General features: G+C 61.4%; 19 protein-coding genes. 10 read left to right on the top strand and 9 right to left on the bottom strand.

The genetic code is table 11. The annotated features are described in order from the left end of the window. The first annotated feature begins 57 nt into the window (after window positions 1-57). On the top strand, window positions 58-399 hold the full coding sequence (locus RW095_RS39385; RefSeq protein ID WP_317021001.1) for a c-type cytochrome: 342 nt from the start codon (window positions 58-60) through the stop codon (window positions 397-399). A gap of 93 nt (window positions 400-492) precedes the next feature. Here RW095_RS39385 and RW095_RS39380 read toward each other — a convergent pair whose 3' ends face one another. From RW095_RS39380 to RW095_RS39370, 3 genes are all read right to left on the bottom strand, one after another. Continuing rightward, window positions 493-1,260, bottom strand: a complete 768-nt coding sequence (locus tag RW095_RS39380) for a DUF2486 family protein (protein ID WP_317021000.1) — start codon at window positions 1,258-1,260, stop codon at window positions 493-495. A 90-nt stretch (window positions 1,261-1,350) separates the two neighbouring features. After that, window positions 1,351-1,767: a DNA polymerase III subunit chi gene (locus RW095_RS39375; RefSeq protein WP_020065155.1), complete on the bottom strand. Its 417-nt coding sequence runs from the start codon at window positions 1,765-1,767 to the stop codon at window positions 1,351-1,353. Window positions 1,768-1,828: 61 nt separating this feature from the next. Next, window positions 1,829-3,355 carry a leucyl aminopeptidase gene (locus tag RW095_RS39370; protein ID WP_317020999.1) on the bottom strand — a complete coding sequence of 509 codons (1,527 nt, stop codon included), beginning with the start codon at window positions 3,353-3,355 and terminating at the stop codon, window positions 1,829-1,831. Between the two features lie 137 nt (window positions 3,356-3,492). On the opposite strand from RW095_RS39370, the gene lptF reads away from it, so the two are divergent. From lptF to RW095_RS39340, 6 genes are all read left to right on the top strand, one after another. Further along, window positions 3,493-4,590, top strand: coding sequence for an LPS export ABC transporter permease LptF (gene lptF, locus RW095_RS39365; RefSeq protein WP_128586255.1), 1,098 nt, complete (start codon window positions 3,493-3,495; stop codon window positions 4,588-4,590). 3 nt (window positions 4,591-4,593) lie between these two features. After that, window positions 4,594-5,742 (top strand): LPS export ABC transporter permease LptG, encoded by a 1,149-nt coding sequence (gene lptG / locus RW095_RS39360; RefSeq protein WP_317020998.1) that lies wholly within the window; start codon window positions 4,594-4,596, stop codon window positions 5,740-5,742. A gap of 11 nt (window positions 5,743-5,753) precedes the next feature. Next, on the top strand, window positions 5,754-6,134 hold the full coding sequence (locus RW095_RS39355) for a sirohydrochlorin chelatase (protein ID WP_317020997.1): 381 nt from the start codon (window positions 5,754-5,756) through the stop codon (window positions 6,132-6,134). Window positions 6,135-6,653: 519 nt separating this feature from the next. Further along, on the top strand, window positions 6,654-9,296 hold the full coding sequence (locus RW095_RS39350) for a type VI secretion system Vgr family protein (protein ID WP_317020996.1): 2,643 nt from the start codon (window positions 6,654-6,656) through the stop codon (window positions 9,294-9,296). Window positions 9,297-9,379: 83 nt separating this feature from the next. Further along, on the top strand, window positions 9,380-10,771 hold the full coding sequence (locus RW095_RS39345; RefSeq protein ID WP_317020995.1) for a hypothetical protein: 1,392 nt from the start codon (window positions 9,380-9,382) through the stop codon (window positions 10,769-10,771). 35 nt (window positions 10,772-10,806) lie between these two features. Continuing rightward, window positions 10,807-11,730, top strand: coding sequence for a hypothetical protein (locus RW095_RS39340; protein WP_317020994.1), 924 nt, complete (start codon window positions 10,807-10,809; stop codon window positions 11,728-11,730). Window positions 11,731-11,991: 261 nt separating this feature from the next. Here RW095_RS39340 and cobA read toward each other — a convergent pair whose 3' ends face one another. From cobA to RW095_RS39310, 6 genes are all read right to left on the bottom strand, one after another. Then, window positions 11,992-12,747: a uroporphyrinogen-III C-methyltransferase gene (gene cobA / locus RW095_RS39335; RefSeq protein ID WP_317020993.1), complete on the bottom strand. Its 756-nt coding sequence runs from the start codon at window positions 12,745-12,747 to the stop codon at window positions 11,992-11,994. A gap of 53 nt (window positions 12,748-12,800) precedes the next feature. Further along, the gene (locus RW095_RS39330) at window positions 12,801-14,117 is read right to left on the bottom strand and encodes a sulfate adenylyltransferase subunit 1 (RefSeq protein WP_128586258.1); all 1,317 of its coding nucleotides are present in this window, start codon (window positions 14,115-14,117) and stop codon (window positions 12,801-12,803) included. Between the two features lie 17 nt (window positions 14,118-14,134). Then, a complete protein-coding gene (cysD, locus tag RW095_RS39325; protein WP_128586259.1) occupies window positions 14,135-15,097 on the bottom strand; it encodes a sulfate adenylyltransferase subunit CysD in 963 nt (320 codons plus the stop codon). 124 nt (window positions 15,098-15,221) lie between these two features. After that, complete coding sequence (locus RW095_RS39320) at window positions 15,222-15,974, bottom strand: phosphoadenylyl-sulfate reductase (protein ID WP_317020992.1); 753 nt, start codon at window positions 15,972-15,974, stop codon at window positions 15,222-15,224. Continuing rightward, window positions 15,971-16,519, bottom strand: coding sequence for a DUF934 domain-containing protein (locus tag RW095_RS39315; RefSeq protein ID WP_317020991.1), 549 nt, complete (start codon window positions 16,517-16,519; stop codon window positions 15,971-15,973). The genes RW095_RS39320 and RW095_RS39315 overlap by 4 nt, the downstream gene beginning before the upstream one ends. A gap of 22 nt (window positions 16,520-16,541) precedes the next feature. After that, the gene (locus tag RW095_RS39310; protein WP_317020990.1) at window positions 16,542-18,221 is read right to left on the bottom strand and encodes a nitrite/sulfite reductase; all 1,680 of its coding nucleotides are present in this window, start codon (window positions 18,219-18,221) and stop codon (window positions 16,542-16,544) included. 242 nt (window positions 18,222-18,463) lie between these two features. Between RW095_RS39310 and RW095_RS39305 the strand changes: the two genes are divergently transcribed. From RW095_RS39305 to RW095_RS39295, 3 genes are all read left to right on the top strand, one after another. After that, a complete protein-coding gene (locus RW095_RS39305) occupies window positions 18,464-19,405 on the top strand; it encodes a CysB family HTH-type transcriptional regulator (protein ID WP_317020989.1) in 942 nt (313 codons plus the stop codon). A 42-nt stretch (window positions 19,406-19,447) separates the two neighbouring features. Next, the gene (locus RW095_RS39300) at window positions 19,448-20,608 is read left to right on the top strand and encodes an ABC transporter substrate-binding protein (RefSeq protein ID WP_317020988.1); all 1,161 of its coding nucleotides are present in this window, start codon (window positions 19,448-19,450) and stop codon (window positions 20,606-20,608) included. Window positions 20,609-20,819: 211 nt separating this feature from the next. Then, window positions 20,820-22,037, top strand: a complete 1,218-nt coding sequence (locus RW095_RS39295; protein WP_317020987.1) for an efflux RND transporter periplasmic adaptor subunit — start codon at window positions 20,820-20,822, stop codon at window positions 22,035-22,037. Window positions 22,038-22,050 lie beyond the last annotated feature (13 nt).

Genomic DNA, 22,050 nt, shown 5'->3' with positions numbered 1-22,050 from the left:
CTTTCCTTTTATAATGTTCGGACCACAAGCCGGACAACTGCACCGGCGGAGACCAGAATGAAATCAATGTCGTGTACGGTGCTTGCAGCGGCTGCTGTGTTGGCGGCCATGTCGATCGGCATCAGCCCGGCCGCGCATGCCGAAGTGGCCGTGGGACTCGCGCTTGCGCAACAGCAGAACTGCATGAGCTGCCACTCGGTCGCGCGTCCGTTCATGGGGCCGGCGCTGCACGATGTCGCCGCGAAATATGCCGGCCGCGAAGACGCCGCTGCCTACCTGAAGCACAAGATTCTGGATGGCAGCACTGGCGTATGGGGCCCGGTGCCAATGCCCGCGAATACGCAGCTCACGCCCGAGCAGGCGGCTGCGCTGGCGGGCTGGGTGCTCACGCTCAAATGATTCCGGCTGATGGGAATCCGGGTGATTGATTAGCCCGGGTGTAAGCGCGGCTCGATGGGTCGCGCCACGCTCGGAGCGCCGCTACGTCGACTCTCACGCGCCGCCCGATCGCCGGTCAATCTCCGCTTCAACCGCTTCGCGTACCCAGCCGGTCATTTGGTTTTCAAGAGTCGAGACGACTTCGCGCGTGATCTGATCGACGAGCCGTGTCGCATGCTCCTCTACGGCGCTACGGCAGCGTGCTTCAATGACGCCGCGCCCGTCGCCCGCGAGAAATCCCGCGAATCGCTCACGCAGACGCTCGGCGATGCGTTCCGCGTCGACACCGGATTGTCCGTGCGTGTCCACTTCCTGAGCGATGTCCGGCGGCACCGTGGCGGCTGCTTCAAACGGCGGCGGCGGTTCGGTCCGATCAAACATGGCTGCGGACGCCGCCAGCGCGTCGTCATGCGCGTGGCCGGCTTTGGCTGCAAGATGCGGCCGCGGTTTCTTCATGGCATGAGCATGATGGGCGGGATGCGCTTGATCAGCCGGACGCCCATGATCCGCTGAATGCGCATGCCCGGCCGTCGAACGCGCTTCACCTGCAGCCGCAGCGGTAGCCCCAGTCCCCAAAGGCTGCGGCTCAAGCACCGGCTCCGGCGCTCGCGTTTCTTCCGGGCTGAGAACCGGCTGCGGCGCAAGTTCGGGCTCCGTTGTGACGTCCGGCTGGAGAAGCGCCTCTGCTTCAGGCAGCGGCGTTTCGGCCGGAGCGGCAGCCGGCGCGGCGGCGCCGGCCTGCGGCTCGCGCCGTTGGGCCACATGGCCCGGCACCAGCACCTCGTTCAGAACCGGGATCGAGTTATCGTTGGGATCGGACACCTGCGCCCTCCATGTTTGAGTCGTAGCGAAAGCAGGCCGCGTATGCGCCGAATCGCCTCGACAGGGCACAACGCGACGCGGGACGAAAACCTAACCGCCCTGCTTGTAGTTGTTCAAAGCATAGCCGCGATCGCGATAGAAGCGATAGCGTTCGCGGCCCGCAGCGAGCTCGTCGTGTGCGTTACCGACCACTTCCAGCAATCTTTCGAAGCGCGCGAATTGCGCGGGCACGCTCGCACCCAGATTGAGCAGCACCTGATGATGAGGGACGTCGTCGAGATTCGTGGCCAGCACGATCGGCGTTTGCGCGGCGAGCGGCGTGCCGGCCATGCAGTGCGGCACGAAGTCGAGCGCGGAAAAGGTCCACAACTGTTCGTCGAAAGCGCGTAGGCGCTCGGGCTCGGCCACCACGATGGTGGGCTGTCCCGCCTGATACGCCTTGCGCACCAGGCGGCACGCATACAGCAGCGAGTCGCCGACGTTCGAGTGAAAGTCGATTCTCGTCATCGGCGACTCCGCCTGGCGTCGCGTGCAATCGCTCGCACACGTGCAACGTTACTGCGATGCGTCATTGCGCGGCGCGACCGTCCGCGGCCCGGTCGATCAGGAACTGCGCGAGGAGCGGCACTGGACGACCCGTCGCCCCCTTCGCCGCACCGCTCTTCCATGCGGTACCGGCGATGTCGAGGTGCGCCCAAGGATACGCGTCGGTGAAGCGCGACAGAAAGCACGCCGCCGTGACGCTGCCCGCCGGACGGCCGCCGATGTTGGCAAGGTCGGCGAAATTCGACTTCAGCTGTTCCTGATACTCGTCGTCGAGCGGCAGGCGCCAGGCCGGGTCGGATGCCTCACGCGATGCGTCGAGCAACTCGCCCGCGAGCGCGTCGTCTTTGGAGAACAGGCCGCTGTTGTGATGGCCGAGCGCGATGATGCAGGCGCCCGTGAGCGTGGCGATGTCGATCACCGCGGCCGGCTTGAAGCGCTCTGCATAAGTGAGCGCGTCGCACAAAATCAGGCGCCCTTCGGCGTCGGTGTTCAGCACTTCGATCGTCAAGCCCTTCATGCTGGTGACGATGTCGCCCGGCTTGGTGGCCGTGCCCGAGGGCATGTTCTCGACCGCCGGAATGATGCCGACAACGTTGATGTTCAGGCCCAGCTCGGCGACGGCGCGTAACGTGCCCAGCACCGAACCGGCGCCGCACATGTCGTACTTCATCTCGTCCATGCCTTCGCCTGGCTTCAGCGAAATGCCGCCCGTGTCGAACGTCACGCCCTTGCCGACCAGCACCACCGGCGCGGCCTTCGCGGCCCCCCCCTGGTACTGCAGCACGATGAACTGCGCGGGTTCGACCGAGCCGGCCGTGACCGACAGGAACGAGCCCATCTTCAACGCTTCGCACTGTTTTTCGCCGAGCACTTCGACCTTCAGCTTCCAGTCTTTGGCGAGCTTCTTCGCGGTGTTCGCGAGATAGGTCGGCGTGCAGACGTTGCTCGGCAAGTTGCCGAGGTCGCGTGTGAGGTCCATGCCGTTGGCAAGAGCCGCGCCCTGCTTCGCCGCGAGCTTGGCGGCTTTCTCGTCGCCGGTATTCACGCTGAAGACGATGCGCTTGAGTGCGCGCGCCGAGTTGTCCGGCTTGCTCTTCATTTGCGTGAACTTATAGGTCAGTTCGCGCAGCGCGAGGATCGCGGCGCGCACGCCCCAGTCGGCCGAACGCTCGAGGATAGGCAGTTGGGCCAGCGTGAAGGTGACCTGCACGATCTTCGTGGCGAGCAGCGCGCGCCAGGCCGCTCGCACGGCTTCGCCATAGGCTTTCTGACTGAAAGCGTCCTGTTTGCCGAGGCCCACGAGCAGCACGCGCGATGCGCCGATACCCGAGACTTCATGCAGGAACAGCGTGGTGCCCGCTTTGCCGTCCATGTCGCCCGCCTTGATGATGCGGGTCAGGAGGCCCTTGGTGAGCGCGTCGATTTCAAGTGCCGCGCCCGAGAGCGTTTGCGACTCGAACACGCCGATTACGATGCAATCGGATTTCCCGGTGAGGAAACCGTTTGACGAGCCTTTGGTCCAATCACAGGCTTTTATGCTAAAGTCCATCGCGCTTGTCCTCGGATAAAATCTGGGCTTAGGATGAAAGCCGCAATTATCCGCTATTTTTCCCGCGGCGGCTGCACCGGAGGCGTGACGGGAAGCAACCCGCGCGTCGCTGAGAGCGCCCCCTCTCGTCATCAATAATGATCTTCGAACGCTCCCTCCAGCGCGAACTCGCGTATACGGCTGGTGCCGTGTTCATGGTTCTCCTCACGCTCGTGCTGACCACGATGATGATCCGCATCGTCGGCTTCGCGGCGCAGGGCGAAATCGACCCGCGCGACGTGCTGGTCCTGATCGGACTGACCGTGATCGGCTATCTGGCCATCATGCTCGTCGCCACGCTGTTCGTGTCGATCCTGTTCGTGCTGACACGCTGGTACAAAGACTCCGAGATGGTCGTGTGGCTGTCTTCGGGCGTCAGTCTCACGCAATTCATCAAGCCGATTGGCATCTTCGCCACGCCGATCATCATTCTCATCATGTTCTTCGTGTTCGTCGGCTGGCCGTGGTCCAATCAGCAAAGCAAACTGATCCGCGCGCGTTTTCAGCAGCGCGACGAAGTTTCGCTGCTCGCGCCCGGCCAGTTCCGCGAATCGGCGAGCACTCACCGCGTGTTCTTCATCGAGAAGATGTCGCCCGACCAGGGCCATGTGGAGAACGTGTTCGTGACGAGCACGGAAAACGGCAAGGTCAACGTGGTCGTGTCCAAGAACGGCCACACCGAAACGCATAAGAACGGCGACCGCTTCGTCGTTCTGGAAAACGGCCGCCGCTATGAGGGCGAACCGGGACACCCGGATTTCCGCATCATGGAGTTCGAGCGTTACGGCGTCAAAATCGAGAGCCAGCCGGTCGTCAATACGACGAGCACCACCGGCACGCCCACGCTCACGCTGCTGCGCAATCCGACCAGGGACAATCTCGCGGAGTTCGCCTGGCGCGCCGGCCTGCCGCTCATCGCGATCAACCTGATGCTGCTCGCCATTCCGCTCGCGCATCAGAACCCGCGGCGCAGCCGCACGATCAATCTCGTCATGGCCGTGCTGATCTATCTGACGTATTCGAATCTGTTGAACGTGGTGCAGTCGTGGATCGAGCAAGGCAAGATTTCGTTCGGGGTTGGGCTCGTGAGTCTGCATGTGATCGTGGCCGCGATTGTCGCGTTCATCTTCTGGCTGCGCGTGCGCAACCGGCCGCTGTTCACGCGAGCCATGTTCACCCGTTCGCAGGGAGCGTGACCGATGCGCATCTATGAAAGGTACTTCGCGCGTCAGATCTATCTCACGTTCATCTTTATTCTGTTCGCGTTTTCGGGCTTGTTCTTCTTCTTCGACCTGATTAACGAACTGAACTCGGTCGGCCACGGCAACTATAAATTCCAGTACGCGGTACTGCGCGTCGCGCTGCAAACGCCGTCGCGCTTCTACGAAATCATTCCCGTTGCCGCGTTGATCAGCGCGATCTACGTGTTCGCGCAAATGGCGGCGAACTCCGAGTACACGATTTTCCGCGTGTCCGGGCTCGCCACCAATCAGGCATTGCGCTCCCTGCTGAAGATCGGCATTCCGCTCGTGTTTCTCACGTATCTGATCGGCGAAGTGGTCGGTCCGTACACCGATCAGTTGTCGGAACGTGTGCGGCTGGAGGCGCTGGGGTCGTCGGTATCGAGCAACTTCCAGTCGGGCGTATGGGTGAAAGATACGCTCATGGCGCGCGCGGACGGCGAGCAGGTCACGCGCTTCGTGAACGTCGGCGAACTGAAGCCGGACGCGACAATCAGTAACGTGCGGATTTACGAGTTCGATTCGAAGTTCCGGCTCTCGAATGTGCGCATTGCGAAGACCGGTGTTTATCAGCCGCCGGGGCATTGGCAATTGACCGGCGTGACCGATACGCAATTGATCGACGTGCCGCCGCCTCCGGGCACGCCGGCCGACGCGCTCAATCCTGTGTATCGTGCAAAGCAGGTTGCGCTGCCTGAATATTCGTTGCGCTCGGAGCTCACGCCGCAGATTCTGTCGGTGCTGCTCGTGTCGCCGGATCGCATGTCGATGTTCAATCTGTTCCGCTACATCCAGCATCTGACCGAGAATCATCAGGACACGCAGCGTTACGAGATCGCGCTGTGGCGCAAGGTGCTGTATCCGTTTGCCGTGTTCGTTATGCTGGTGCTGTCGCTGCCCTTCGCGTATCTGCATACGCGGGCCGGCGTGGTCGGCATGAAGGTGTTCGGCGGGATCATGCTCGGCATGAGCTTCCAGTTGTTCAACACGCTGTTCTCGCATATCGGCACGCTCAACACCTGGCCCGCGCCGTTGACGGCTGCGACGCCGGGGCTGGTTTATCTGGTTCTGGGATTGGTCGGGCTGAAGTGGGTCGACCGCCATTAGGAGCGCATGTCATGGCGACGCATGGGCTGGTTCTGTTTGGGCATGGCGCGAGGGATGTACGCTGGCGTGAGCCGTTCGAGCGGCTTGCTCAGAAGCTGCGCGCGGCGCGTGCTTCCGATGGCGACGATGGGCTTGTCAGGCTGGCTTTTCTCGAGTTGATGGAGCCGGATTTGTCCACTGCGGTGGGCGAGCTAGTTGCCGATGGTTGCGATGTGATTACCGTCGTGCCGGTGTTTTTTGGGCAAGGCGGACATATCAGGAAGGATTTGCCTGGTCTGATTGAGCGCTGCCGCGAGGCGCAGCCTTCTGTTGAGATCAAATGTGCTGTTGCTGTTGGTGAGGATGAAGCTGTGCTTGATGCTGTCGCAATGTATTGTCTGCGGCAGGTTTGATTTTTTGCCTTTAATTGCGGAATGAGCCGTTTCCGCGCGTCCGCCGTTTCCTCTTTTTTCTCTGCCTGGCCCGCACCTTCGTTGTGTGCGCTCAGCGCGTCGTAGGTCTCTCTTATTCTGTTGACGCTGATCTTCTGGCGTTGCGCGTGAGCGCAATTTTGCTCTGAATGTTCAACTGTGGGCGGCATGCGTCTTTGGGAATTCGCATGCGTCGCGCATGGCTCGCGTTGATTCAGATTTTTCCAATACTTTGTTGAGCGCTTTCCTCTTTGCTGCGAGCGGAAATCCGATTCCGCTCGCACTTCTCATCCCCTAGTCTGAACGACGAGCTTGCTGGTGTGCGTGAACAGCGTCTTGCTAGATGCAATGCTTCGTTATCCTGCCCGATCGAGTTCAGAGGCACTCAAAAACGACGACACAGGACGGGAAGCGGAACACGATCTCGCGCGGCGCGTGTCGATGTCCAGCGCGGCCTGATGGCCGGCAACCGCATCAATTCATTCTGGATGAAGGAGACCCATGCTGAAGTTTTCGACCAGACGCACGATCACCGTTAGCGGCGCGGCGTTGCCGGAGTCGCCCTCGGGCGAGCCCGCACTGGTGCTCAGATCAATCCGTGGCGAGGAAGCCCTGTCGGAAATCTACACCTACACGCTGGACATGGTGACGCCGCAAGACCTCGACATGTTCAGCGACGACGCGGCGAACCTCGATCTGCGCGCCATGATCGGCAGGCCGCTGACCGTGGCTATCCAGCTTGAAGGAAAGGGCCGGTTTTCCGGTCCTTCGTGGATGTCGAACATCGGCAGCGGCATGCGTGAGATCAGCGGCATCGTGACCAGCGCGCGCTTTGTCGAACAGCAGGACCGGCAAAGCCACTACCGGCTCACGCTGCAACCCGGTCTGTGGCTGGCCGGGCAGCGTTCGGACTACCGGATATTCCAGCGCAGGAATGTCATCGACATCATTCGCGAAGTGGTGCGGATCTATCCGTTTTCCTGCGCCTGGCGCACCAGCCGGATTTATCCGCCACTGGACTACCAGGTCCAGTACGGCGAGACGGATTTCGACTTCGTGCAGCGGCTGATGGCCGAACACGGCATCTACTGGTTTTTTGAACATTCAGGAACCTATCACCGGATGGTGTTCGTGGACCACGTGGGCGCGCACAGGCCGGTGGAGAGCGAGGCGTATCACACGCTGGCGTACTACCCGCCCGGGCACAAGATCGACGCGGAGTATATCGACGCGTTCGATATCGCGCAGACGTTGCAGTCAGGCGTGTGGACGACCGGCGATTATGACTTCAAGCAGCCCGAAGCCAATCTCGGGGTTCGCAAGGTCCAGCCGCAGAAGACGATTCACAACGATCTGGCGCGCTACGAGTGGCCGGGCGACTACACCAGCACGGTCGAGGGCGAGAAGTTCGCGCAGATCCGCATCGAGGAACTGTTCGCGCGCGGCGAGCGGGCCGAAGGCCGTGGCGCGCTGCGCAATGTGGTATGCGGGACGACCTTCCATCTGGAGAACCATCCGTATCGCAAGGCGAACCAGGAATACATGGTGATCCGCGCGAAGCTCGATGCGGAGGAGACGATGGACGCCTCCGGCCCGGGCGTCTACCGGTTCGACACTGACTTTACCGTGCAACCGGCGACCAATGTATTCCGTCCGGCGCGCACGGTCCCGAAGCCGCGCACCACAGGACCGCAGACCGCCGTGGTGACGGGCTTCGACAGGAACGTCGTGTCCACCGAGCCGTATGGGCGGGTGACGCTCAAGTTCCGCTGGGACAGGTCACCGAGCCGGGACGAAAACTCGTCGTGCTGGGTGCGGGTCATGTCGCCATGGGCGGGTAACGGGCACGGGAGCATCAGCGTGCCGCGTGTGGGCACGGAAGTGATCGTGGATTTCATCAACGGTGACCCGGACCGGCCGTTCGTCATTGGGCAGGCCTATAACGCGCTAAACCTGCCGCCGTGGCCGCTACAGGGTAACCATATGCTCTCGGGCATGCGCAGCCGCGAGCTGGAGGGCAGCGCGTCGAACCAGTTTGTCGCGGATGACACGCCGGGCGAATTGCAGGCGCAGGTCACGAGCGACCAGGCGAATTCCCGGCTGGTGGTGGGCTACAACACGCGCATCGTGCCGGGTGAGGGACGCAAGCAGGCGCGCGGCATCGGCTGGGAACTGGCCACCGATTCATGGGGCGTGCTGCGCGCGAACCACGGCATGCTGGTGACCACCGAGACGCGCAGAGGTGCGCAGTCGCCCGCGAAGGACATGGGCGAAACGGTGCAGCGCCTGACGCAGGCACGCTCGCAACACGAGGACATGGCGCAGCTCGCGCAGCAGCACAACGCGCAATCACCCGGGGCGGGCCAGCATGACGCCGCGCAAGCCATCAAGGCGCAGAACGACGCGATCCGGGGCGGCGAGGTTCGTCCACGCGAGAATCCGTTCCCCGAAATGACGCGGCCCGATCTTGTCCTGGCGAGCGCGGCGGGCATCGCCATGAGCGCCACACAGGGCATGCACATCGTGAGCGGCCAGGATCATGCGGTGACAGCAGGCCGCGACGTGAGCGTGTCGTCCGGGCGCTCACTGTTCGCGTCGGTACGCGGCGCTATCTCGATGTTCGCGTACCAGCTCGGGATGAAACTGATCGCCGCGAAAGGCAAGGTCGATATCCAGGCGCAGAGCGACCAGATGGCGCTGGCAGCGCTGAAGGACGTCACGATCAGCAGCACGGACGGCAAGGTCATCATCACCGCTTCAAAGGAGGTCTGGATCGGCGCGGGCGGGTCGTATATCCAGATCAACGGCAGCGGAATTATCAACGGCTCGCCGGGGATGATTCTGGAGAAAGGGGCGAGCTGGGATGTGCCGGGACCGGCGTCGATGCGCATGCCGTTGCCGGATCTGCCTGGCGAGAAAAGTTTCAGTGCGCAGTTTGTACTTCAGGACCGCAGCGGCGCCGTTCTCCGCAACTACCCGTACCGGCTGGATGCGGAAAACGGGCCGACCTGGTACGGCATCACTGACGAAAACGGTCTGACGCAGCGCGTCTGGACGGCCAGTGAGCAGAGTCTCAGGGCGCATCCGCACGAGGCGCCGCAGCCGGATGAGGCTGCGCCTGAGGACGATTCCCACGATTGCTGAGCATTTCCTTATCCACACAAAAAGGTCAATAAATGACTGGCCCGAATCAAACCCCGATCGGCACCATGACGTGCGGACCGAACATGCCGACGCAGATTGCGCAATGCATGACGCGGAAGGTGAGCTTTATTTTTTATTGTGCGCCGCGAGATGACCAACACCTCAATCCCATGTACCACGCTATGTATTCCAATGACGACACGCGCACAGGGGTCACCGACTCCGCGCCGTATTTGACCGGGATGCCTTATGTGCTTGTCGATGCCGATACGCATGCAGTGATCTATCCATACAACAGTACAAATGGTCGGACGGCTACATTTCCTAACAAAGAACAGATGAACCCGAATGCCCTGCAAGATGGACTGCGTTTCATGCATTCACTGCCCCCTGTCAACATTCCCGATCATGTCACCCGCATCGCGCTGCACATTGCCAACGATGCCTACCTGTCGCACCGGAACTTCCAGCTTTTTGCCTGGACGGTGCCGGATGCCGCCCATAGCAAGGTGCATGTGTATGAAGTCAGGTCTGATTTGCAGCGCCGGTTTGCAGAGCGGAATCAGTTGGATACACCGCCCGCCGAAAACACACTGGCGGTCAAACCCGGAACAGCGGACGAATATCATGGCTATCTGAATGGTGACGTGTGGCTGAGCATCAGTCATGAATTCACCGATGATGAAATTACCCGGCTTTGCCCACCGGAAACGCTGTCACGCGCCCTTCTGCCCGGACAACATCCGGTGGCCCCGCAGGGCACTGCGGGGAACGCCATTGCGCCCGTGCCCCCGGCAGCCGCGCCAGGAATGCAGGCGGTGCAACTGATCCAGCAGACCTACGCCGGACCCATCACCGGCGTACCGCATCCCCCGCTGCCGGTACCGCAGCCGCACCCACCGACGCCGCCGCAAACAGCGGGCAACACCCAGTCACTGCCGGTTGACTGGGTCGCGGTGCTTCAGCCCATTTACGGCGCGGGGGCGGGTTCCCGCTCGATGGCCCCGTTCAGCGTCCGGGTGGATGCACTGGGCATCACCGTGACGTTCACCGCGCGGGCCGTTGCCAATGCGGTGAACACCAGTAGTCGCACGACCGTCCAGCAGGCGCTGCGCCGAACTTCGCCGCGCGCATTTGCCGCCGTCCTGAAAGCCGCATGGCGCCTTCATATCAGTTCGGTGGATTTCTCCAGTTCATGGCGCCCGATGCTGGGTTCCCGACTGCATCGAATGGGCGTGGCGCTGGACGTCACGCACTTCGATGATGCCGATGAGAACATCCATTTTACGATTCATAATCATGACCATCACGATAGAAATAGTCCGTTTCCGGTTGATCCTGGGGGCCAGAAACTCGCGGCCCTATACCGTGAGTTGAGAGCGGACCAGCAAACGATGCCGGCAGCCGTCTATACACCATGGCTTAACTGGGTAATACCGCATGACACGCATATGCATGTCACGGTCAAAGAGTAAATTCCGTTTCCTGACGGCACATGAATGGATTGGTTATGATTATTAAAAAGGCCGGTATTTTTATTCTTGCAGCAGGTGTCCTGATGGGAATTTCCCGCGTCGGCGTTACGGCTGAAAGAGTGGTGACTTATAACGGAACGAAAATACACTATGACTACCGATTACAACCGCGATGTGAATTGTTTCTCAAAAATCCCTTGATGGATGTGAAGAGGGGCTACAGTGCCTCATCCGACGATATATGCCAAAAATATCAGATGGCAGGGGATGATGACATTATTTATACTTTTATCGGAGAGCAAGAAAAAATAATTGCTCTCAAGAGAGATTTTATTTCTCTTGATGAAATGCCGACATGGAAATGGAAGCCCCCATTTCGAGCGAAATTTTATATTGGATTTGCAGTTGACGATCCCGACCCAGATATTAACCCGTCCTATCTGCCCTATACCCGAACGAACAAGATCAGTGACTATATGCTGATAGACGAAGCAGGTTATGAAGTCAGCCTGGCGACAGGAAAGCGAACAGGCTACCGGTTCTATCAATTTCAGGACATGTGCTTCCTCGCTACAGAAAAGAAGCCGCGTCTATATAAGTTTGAAACTGCATGCGTGCATGCTGGAAATCCTAATTATGCTTTCCCAAAAGCCGTTGATACGGTCAGCCATCCATGGATCAACATCATGGAACGTAATACGATCGCCCTGGATGAGCAAATGCCGAATAGTGTCGAGATCGCCGGCTCCTCCCCCGTCAAGCCGCTGATCTACTCGGATTTTCCGATTAACGACAATGGCCGGGTCACCGAGGGGCGTGCGATGTGCATGGCCGACTGCGCGCCCGGCATGCTGTTAAGGCTGCTTCATAAAGGTCAGAGCATCTGGGGAGCTTCAGGAAAACCGCCTGCACCGACTCAGAAGGTCAAACCGTTCTCAATCAGCGGGGGATTAGTTTAATCGTTGAGCAGAGGAAAACGTGATAGATCGCGTCCGACTCGGTGACACCACCGACCACGGCGTGCCAGTCGGGCCAAGGGCACCACGCCACTTGCGGATGCAGCCTGATATCGAGCCTCGTGTAATGTCACCCGCTCTGGCCGCCCGTACGAGCTAAGCTTTGTCGATGAGCTCGAAGGAGTGATGTATGGCAAAACCAATCAGATAACTGGGTCCGAAAACAAACCCATGATCGATCTCATCCGACCTGTTGGCCGCCCCTTACGCGGCCACGAGAATCCCATCCACAAACCGCACATCATCCCGATGCCGGTCAGCAAACGCCTCCCCAATCATCACCAAACTCGGCTGCGAGGCATCGACCCATCTTTGCGCTTCGCCAGCGGCAAGCTTTTCGAGCGTCAGCGTCAACATCCGCTCACGCTCGGTACTGCAAGCCTCGACAATCGCGACAGGCGTGGAAACGGGCTTGCCTGCATCGATCAATTGCTGCGCAATTTCAACGCCGCTATCACGGCCCATGTAAAACACGAGCGAATCGGCGTTCACCTGCTCGCGAATTTCATCAGAGCCGGGCGCGCGGCTAAACGTCGCCAGCGCGACACTGCGCGATACGCCGCGCAACGTCAACGAGCGCTTCAGCGAAGCCGCGCTAGCCAACGCCGCCGTAATGCCAGGCACCACCTCATATTCAATGCCGGCCGCTTCAAGAGCGCGCATCTCTTCATCGGCGCGGCCGAATAGCATCGGATCGCCGCCCTTCAGGCGCACCACCACCTCGTGCTCCAAAGCGGCGTCCACGATCTGCTTGTTGATGAACTGCTGCGCCGTCGATAGCTGTCCGCAACGCTTGCCCACCGCAATCCGGCGCGCGGTGGACGGCGCGTAATCGAGCATCGCGGGCTCGACGAGCGCGTCGTGCAGAACCACATCGGCGGTCGCGAGCAGCCGCGCGCCGCGCACCGTAATCAGGTCCGCAGCACCCGGTCCAGCACCGATCAGATAAACCTTACCCATTTGCCTCAGCCTGTTCGTCAGGGGCGTTCGCGGTGCGCGGCTGCGCCAATCAGTTACGCGGAAAACGCCCGGATCATTCCGGCCGCGACGGTGTGATGCGTCGCTTCGTCGATCAGCACGAAGGCGCCCGTGCCCTGATGCGAGTCATACACGTCGCACACCAACGGCTTTTGCAACGTCAACGCCACGCGGCCGATGTCGTTCATCGCCAATTCGCGACGATCGGTCGACTGCGACAGCGTATGCACGTCGAGCACTTCCTTGATCGAACCGATGCGCGCGAACACCGTATTGGTGGTCTGCTTCAGCAGATACTTGCGCTGCGTGGAAAGCGGCGTGTCGTCGAACCAGCACAGGTCGGCTTCGAGTTTCTTCGCCGGCTCCGGGGCCGCTTCGCGCAACACGAACGTGTCGCCGCGCGACACGTCCACGTCTTCTGCAAGGCGGATCGTCACCGTTTGACCGGCGAACGCGCGATCCACCTGCGCCGTGCCGCCGACCACCGGCGCGATGATCTCGGCAACCGTCGCTTCGCGGTTGGCCGGCAACACGACGATCGTGTCGCCCACCTTGACCTCGCCCGCTTCCACACGGCCCATGTAGCCGCGGAAATCGTCGGCCTGGCTGCCGTCCTGGCGCGCCACCCATTGCACCGGGAAACGCAGCGCCTGGCCCGTCGGCACTTCGACCGGCAACGCTTCGAGCAGATCGAGCAGCGGCTCGCCCGCATACCACGGCATGCTTTCGCTGGCCGTCACGATGTTGTCGCCCTTCAGCGCCGACACCGGCACGAAACGCACATTGCTCAAGCCAAGCTGACGTGCGAGGTCGACATACGCGTCGCGAATCTCGTTGAAACGCGCTTCGCTGTATTCGACCAGATCCATCTTGTTGATCGCAACGATCACATGCTGCAAACCGAGCAGCTTCACGATCGCGCTATGACGCTTGGTTTGCGGCAGCAGTTGCGCGACGCCGTCGACAAACGTCACGCGCGTTGCGTCGACGAGAATGATCGCCGCGTGCGCGGTCGACGCGCCCGTCACCATGTTGCGCGTGTACTGCTCGTGGCCCGGCGTATCGGCGATGATGAACTTGCGCTTCGCGGTCGCGAAGTAGCGATATGCGACGTCAATCGTGATGCCCTGCTCGCGTTCGGCTTCGAGACCGTCTGTCAGCAGCGACAGATCGATTTCGTCGCCCACGGTGCGCTTATTCTTGGCGCGCGACAGTGCGGAAAGCTGATCGCTCAAAACGGCCTTGCTGTCGTACAGCAGGCGGCCGATCAACGTGCTCTTGCCGTCGTCCACGCTGCCAGCGGTGATGAAGCGAAGCACGCCGAGGTCTTCCGGTTGATGAATATTCATAATTGCATTGCCTCGTGTGCTTAGAAATAACCCTGCTTCTTACGCTGTTCCATCGCGGCTTCGGAGACCTGATCGTCCATCCGCGTCGCGCCGCGTTCCGTGATTTCGGTCACGGCCGTTTCGGCGATGATCTTCTCCAGATCGTCGGCGTCGCTCTCAACCGGGCATGTGCAGCTAATGTCGCCCACGGTGCGGAAGCGCACCTGTGCCGTTTCGCTGACTTCGCCTTCGCGCATCGGCGTGAGCGGCGTGACCGGCACGAGCAGGCCATTGCGTCGCACGATCTCGCGTTGATGCGCGTAGTAGATCGACGGCAGTTCGAGCTTTTCGCGGGCGATGTATTGCCACACGTCGAGTTCGGTCCAGTTCGAGATCGGGAACACGCGCAGATGCTCGCCGTTGTGCAGACGCGCGTTGAACAGGCTCCACAGTTCCGGGCGTTGCGCTTTCGGATCCCACTGGCCGAACTCATCGCGGAACGAGAAAATGCGCTCTTTCGCACGAGCTTTTTCTTCGTCACGGCGCGCGCCGCCGATCAACGCGGTGTAGCCGTGCTGTTCGATGGTTTCGAGCAACGTCACAGCTTGCGCCGCGTTGCGCGAATCCGTTTCGCGGCGCAAACGCACCGTGCCGCGCTTGATCGAATCTTCAACGTGGCCGACTACCAGTTCCGCGCCGATCTCTTTCGCGCGACGGTCGCGGAAGTCGATCACTTCGTCGTAGTTGTGACCGGTGTCGATATGCACGAGCGGGAACGGCAGCACGGTCTTGCGATTTGCGCCGATGCCGAACGCCTTCAGCGCGAGCGCGAGCACGACGACCGAATCCTTGCCGCCCGAAAACAGCAGCGCCGGCTTGCTGCATTCGGCAACCAGTTCGCGCAGGATGTGAATCGACTCGGCTTCGAGCCAATCGAGGTGATCCATCCGGTTCGCCGTGTTGGCAAGCGGAGCGTTGACAGTGGAATCGAGCGTGGTGCTCATGTTTGGGTCCTTCGTTGAGTCGCTTGTCGAGCGGTTGCCCGCGAAAGCGCTGATATTCAATTCGGTATGTGCGGCGTGAAGAGGCAAAGCCAAGTCCTCGACGCCACACAAATAAGGCAATGCGTCAGGCCGGAGCGTTCTCGCCGCGGTCGACCGCAATCGGCGTAATCGTCGTGATATGGAGTCCGCATTCCTTCGTATCGCGCGATTCCCACCACCAGCGTCCCGCCCGGCTATCTTCGCCCGGACGCACCGCACGCGTGCAAGGCTCGCAGCCAATGCTCGGATAACCGCGCGCATGCAGCGGATTCACCGGCACATCGAAGGTTTTCAGATAGTCCCAGACCTCGGCATCGGTCCAGTCGGTCAGCGGATTGAACTTCGCGATGTTGCGCGCGGCGTCGTGTTCTTCTTCGTGCAGTTCGGCACGCGTCACCGACTGCTCGCGACGCTGGCCCGTCACCCATGCGCTGACGTCCGACAGCGCGCGGTTCAGCGGCTCGACCTTGCGAATTTCGCAGCAGCGCTTGCGCAGATCGACGCTCTCATAGAAAGCGTTCAGACCATGCGACCCGACGTATTCGTCAATCGCGGCAGCCTGCGGATGAAACTGCTCGATGTCGTAGCCGTAGCGCTCTTTCACACGGTCGATCATGCCGAGCGTCTCCGCATGCAAGCGGCCCGTGTTCAACGAGAAGATGCCGATCTTCACGCCGCGCGACAGAATCGCGTGCGTGAGCAACATGTCTTCGGCGGCGAGACTGCTTGCGAGCTTCACGTTCGCGTGACGAGCGGCGATCGAATCGAGCAGCGCGTCAAGGCGTTCGACCTTCGCGGCGAGTTCCGGTGCGAGCGACTGCAACGAGGCGGCGCTCATGCCGGGACCTTTTCCGCAGCAGAGGCCGAAGCAGCGCGGCGGCGGAACAACGGCGCTGGCTCGTCGAACGCGCCCTGGTACTGCACCGTGAAGTCGTCGAATGCTTTCAGCGCGTCGCTGATGTCCCTGTCCGCGCGCACTGCAAAAGCGTCGAAGCCGCAACGGAACATCAAACGCACCTGGTCGCGCAGCACGTCACCGATCGCGCGCAGCTCGCCCTTGTAGCCATAGCGCTCACGCAGCAGGCGGCCGATGCTATAGCCGCGGCCGTCACGGAATACCGGGAAGTCCACGGCGATCACCGCGACCTTGTCGAAGTCGCCGGCAATGTCCGCCGGCTCGCTGTCCGGCGCGAGCCACACGCCGAGTTCAGCGGCACTGCGCGAAGCGCTCAATGCATCGCGCTCCGCCTGCCACAACGCAAGCGGCACCAGCACGCGGCCAGCCGGCAGTTCGTTCACCGCGGGCAGCGAGCCGTCTTCCGCCGGGCGCACGAGCGCCCAGTCATCGTTGACGATCGCGCGGTTCTTGATGATAGAAGCCATCTGTTCTGTATCCTTTGCGCGGTTACGCGTGAGCCGGTTGACGCGACGCGTACACGCGTTCCTTGAACGGGGCGATGCCGATGCGGGTGTACGTGTCGATGAAACGCTCGCCTTCATGGCGGTTTTCAACGAACGTGTCGATCACCTTCGTCATCACGTCCGGCATTTCTTCCGCCGAGAACGACGGGCCGATCACGCGGCCAAGGTGAGCGCCGGTCGCGCCCGTGCCCTGCTCGCCGCCGAGCGTCACCTGATACCACTCAGAGCCGTCTTTATCGACGCCCAGAATGCCGATATTGCCGACGTGGTGATGACCGCAAGCGTTGATGCAACCCGAGATGTTCAGCGATACGTCGCCCAGGTCGTACACGTAGTCGAGATCGTTGAAACGTTCCTGAATGGCGAGTGCAATCGGAATCGACTTCGCATTCGCAAGCGAGCAGAAATCGCCGCCCGGGCACGCGATGATGTCGGTGAGCAAGCCGATGTTCGGCGTCGCGAAACCTTGTGCCTTGGCCTTTTCCCACAGCGCGAACAGGTCGCGCTTTTTCACGTTCGCGAGAATCAGGTTCTGTTCATGCGACACGCGAATCTCGCCCAGCGAGTACTCGTCGGCCCAATCGGCGACCGCTTCCATTTGCGCGTCGGTGGCGTCGCCGGGCGCGACTACGCCGTTCTTCAACGACAGCGTGACCGCTGCATAGCCCGAGACCTTATGCGGACGCACATTGCGCTCGACCCAGCGCGCGAACGCGCGGTTTTCCAGCAGATTCTTTTCGAACGAGGCGTCTGTGTCGGCCAGCTTCTCGTACTCCGGCGGCTGGAAGTATTGCGACACGCGATCCAACTCGGCCTGCGTGAGCGTCGAAGGGCCGTCCTTCAAGTGCTGCCATTCTTCCTCGACCTGCGCGGCGAACTTCTCCGGGGAGAGCGCCTTCACGAGAATCTTGATGCGCGCCTTGTACATGTTGTCGCGGCGACCGTAGCGGTTGTACACACGCAGCACGGCTTCGCTGTAGGTCAGCAGGTGCTGCCACGGCAAGTCTTTCCGGATCACCGCGCCGATGATCGGCGTGCGGCCCATACCGCCGCCCGCCAGAATGTCGACCACGAGTTCGCCCTGAGCATTGCGCTTCACATACACGCCCATGTCATGAATCTGCACGGCGGCACGGTCTTCCTGCGAACCGGACACGGCGATCTTGAACTTGCGCGGCAGCCACGCGAACTCGGGGTGGAACGTCGACCATTGACGCAGAATTTCCGCCCAGGGACGCGGATCGACGAATTCGTCCGGAGCCACGCCCGCGAACTGATCGGCGGTGATGTTGCGGATGCAATTGCCCGAGGTCTGAATGCCATGCATTTGCACCGAGGCGAGCTTGCGCAGAATTTCCGGCGTTTCCTCGAGCTTGATCCAGTTGTACTGGATGTTCGAACGCGTGGAGAAATGGCCGTAGCCCCGGTCGTGCTCGCGCGCGATCTTCCCGAGCATGCGAAGCTGGTCGCTGCGCAGATTGCCGTACGGAATCGCGATGCGGTGCATGTACGCGTGGCGCTGGTAGTACAGACCGTTCTGCAGACGCAGCGGACGGAACTCCTCTTCGCTCAATTCGCCTGACAAACGGCGGCGAACCTGATCGGCGTACTGCGCGACCCGTTCATCGACGATGGTCTGGTCGTACTGATCGTATTGGTACATTCGGGGACCCCAATTTTTTGCGTTACCGCGTGACACGAGGCGATCCGCAGGCCAGCACTCCGGTTTCGCCGCGCTCTGAACATCCGTGTTTGTCAGCTAGATCGAGTCAGGGTTTAGACCTATCTCTCATTTGCTTATAACAAATACAGATATCCATATTGAAAAAGATGGACAGATCGTAATAAACTCGCCTTATATTTCAAACGACTAAAAAATTCTTTTGATATGCGGAGAGGTTATATATGAACCTGCATCAGTTCCGCTTCGTCCGCGAGGCTGTGCGGCAGAACTTCAACCTGACCGAAGCGGCCAAGGCGCTGTATACAAGCCAGCCAGGCGTTTCGAAGGCGATCATCGAGCTCGAGGGCGAACTGGGCGTCGAAATCTTCACACGCCACGGCAAGCGCGTTCGCTCGCTAACCGAACCGGGCCGGATCATTCTTCAGTCGGTTGAGCGGATTTTGCAGGAAGTCGAGAGCCTGAAGCGCGTCGGTAAGGACTACGCGGCGCAGGACCAAGGCAACCTCGTGATCGCCGCCACGCATACCCAGGCGCGCTACTCGCTGCCCGCCGCCATCGCCGAATTCAAAAAACGCTTTCCCAAAGTCCACCTTTCGATACTGCAAGGAAGCCCGACGCAGGTCGCCGAGATGGTGCTGCACGACCAGGCGGACCTCGCCATCGCCACCGAGGCGATCGCCAACTATAAGGAACTCGTCTCGCTGCCGTGTTTCCAGTGGCATCACGTGGCGGTGATGCAGCCGGACCATCCGCTGCTCGACCGCAAACTTTTGTCGCTGGATGATCTGACCCAGTATCCGCTGATCACTTACGACAACGCGTTCGCCGGCCGCACCAAGATCAACGAGGCGTTCCGGCTGCGTGGGCTGCATCCGGACATCGTGCTGGAGGCCATCGACGCCGACGTGATCAAAACCTACGTGGAACTGGGTCTCGGCGTCGGCATCATGGCGGACATTGCGTTCAACGCCGAGCGCGACCGCCATTTGCGGGCAATGCCGGTCGGCCACCTGTTCGGCAGCAATGTGACGCGAGTCGCGCTCAAACAGGGCGCGTACCTGCGCAGCTATGTGTACACGCTGGTCGAACTGCTGTCGCCGAGCATGAACCGCAAGCTGATCGAACAGGCGCTCAAGGGCGAACACGAAACCTACGAACTTTGAACTCACAACCGCTTCCTGCAATCCCGCTACGGAGACCCATCGATGACGTCGCATAACAACAGACTTCGCGGCCTCGCCGCTCTCGGCGCTCTTTTGTTCGCCACCGCAGCACACGCCGACATCAAGGTCGGCATCGATCTGTCGAGCACCGGCCCCGCAGCAGTGATCGGCATTACGAGCAAGAACGCAATGCTGATGTGGCCGACCACCATCGCCGGCCAGAAAGCCGACTACATTTTTCTCGACGACGCCTCCGACCCCGGCGCCGCCGTGCGCAACATCCGCAAGCTCATCAACGAAGATCACGTCGACGTGATCGTCGGCCCGAACATCACGCCGGCGGCGATGGCCGCGCTCGATCCGGTCGCCGAAAGCCAGACGCCGATGATCACGCTAATCGGCTCGGCGAGCGTCGTCGAGCCTCAGGAAGGCAAGAAAGTGTGGGCCTACAAGATGGCGCAGACCGACAGCGCGATGGCCGACGTGATGACGCGCTACATGTCGAACCACAACGTGAAGACAGTGGGCTTCATTGGTTTCGCGGACGGCTACGGCGAAAGCTGGCTCAACGAGTTCAGCAAGTTCGCGGCGCTGCGCCATATTCAACTGGTCGCGACCGAGCGCTATAACCGCACGGACGCGAGCGTCACCGGCCAGATTCTCAAGCTGATGGCCGCGAAGCCCGATGCGATCCTGATCGCAGGCGCGGGCACGCCGACCGTGTTGCCGCAGCGCACGCTGATCGAGCGCGGTTTCAAAGGCCCTATCTATCAGACGCATGGCATCGCAACGCCGGAGTTCATCAAGCTCGGCGGCAAGGACGTGGAAGGCACGCTGTTCCCGACGCAGCCGGTCGTGGTCGCGCGCACGCTGCCGGCCGAACATCCGGCGAAAAAGGCGGCGCTCGCGTTCGCGAACGAGTACGAGGCGAAGTACGGGCCGGGCAGCGTCACGCAATTCGCGGGCGATGCAGCCGGCGTCTATCCGCGTTTGCAGGACGCGGTGGCGCGCGCGCTCAAGACCGCGCAGCCGGGCACGGAGGCTTTCCGCGTCGCGTTGCGCAACGAACTGGAGCACGCGCATGAGCTCGTCGTGCCGAACGGCGTCGTCAATACGAGCGCGAAGGACCACGTGGGGCTGGACCAGCGCGCGAGCGTGATGGGCACTATCAAAAACGGCAAGTTCGTTTATTTGAGTCAGTAAGCCTTTTTTGTGGGCGTCCGCGCGCTCAGGCGGCGCTGCAGGCTCGGCCTCGCGCGCCGCAACCTCCGTGTACCATGCTGACGGCCAGCTTGCGGTGAGCGCGGGCTCAGGCTAATTTGCCGATTGCGCGACGAGCGTGCGGCGCGCCCGCTCCTCAGGCCAGCGCCCAATCCGCGTGTATCGCCAATCCGTGAAGTCCGTCAGATCGCGCATGCTAAAGACCAGAAAACGCATCATCATCGCCGCTGTGGTTGCCGTCGTGATTCTCGCCATCGCGATAGCCCAGGCGATCAGAAAGCGCGAGCCGCCCGCCGCCACGACGGACACGGCATCTTCCGTCATCGAATTCTCTCCCGACGATCTCACCACGGTCAGCCGCCGCACGCTCGTCCAGACGCTGCCGCTCACCGGCTCGTTGCGCGCCGTCACGCAAGCCGCCGTCAAATCGAAAGTAGCGGGTTCGGTACTCGAAGTCGCCGTGCGCGAAGGCGACGCTGTGCAGAGCGGCCAGATTCTCGCGAAGATCGATGCGCGCGACTACGCGGCCCGCGCCGAGCAGAGCCGCGGTCAGATGGCCGCGATGACGGGCCAGTTAGACATCGCAAGGCAAACGCTCGAAAACAATCGCGTGCTAGTGGAGAAAGGCTTCATTTCGAAGAACGCGTTCGACACCGCGCAAAGCCAGTATGAGATCGCGCGCGCGAATCTCGATGCGGCGCGCGCGGCGCTCGCGTCGTCGAATCTGTCGCTCGCCGACACCGTGGTGCACTCGCCGCTCAACGGGCAGATCGCGTCGCGTTCGGTCGAGCCCGGCGAAAAGGTCGCCGTGGATACCAAGCTGTTCGACGTGGTGGATCTGCGCACGCTCGAACTCGAAGCGCCGGTGCCGGTCGGCGAGATCGGCCGCGTACGGATCGGCCAGCCGGTACAGATCGCGTTCGACGGCATCGACGCGCCGGTGCAAGGCGCCATCACCCGCATCAATCCCGCCGCGCAGCCCGGCTCGCGCTCCATCATGGTGTATGTCCGGGTTGCGAATCCATCGGGCGTGTTGCGCGTGGGCATGTTCGGCACCGGCACCATCTCGGTCGGCAGCAGGGAAAACGTGCTGGCGGTGCCCGCCACCGCCGTGCGTACCGACGCCGCGCGCCATAGCGTCTATGCGCTCGTCGGCGGCAAGCTCGTCGAGCAGCCGGTAGAGACCGGAATCACCGGCGACGCCGACGGCGGCACGTGGACGGAGATCGTCGGCGGCCCGCTGACACCCGGCCAGCAAATCGTGAAGAACAATCTCGGCTCGTTGCGCATCGGCAGTACCGTGCATATGGTGCCCGCGGCGGGAGCCACGACGCCTGCGTCCAAGCCAGTCCCAACGCCAGCCCCAACGCCAATGCCGGCGACCGGCGCGCCAGGCTCCGGCCAGCGCTGAGCGGAGCCCTCGC

The organism is Paraburkholderia kirstenboschensis (genome assembly GCF_032806925.1).
Classification (GTDB): Bacteria; Pseudomonadota; Gammaproteobacteria; order Burkholderiales; family Burkholderiaceae; genus Paraburkholderia; species Paraburkholderia kirstenboschensis.
Note: the sequence above shows the minus strand (reverse complement) of the source record. Positions and strands in the feature narration are given on the sequence as shown.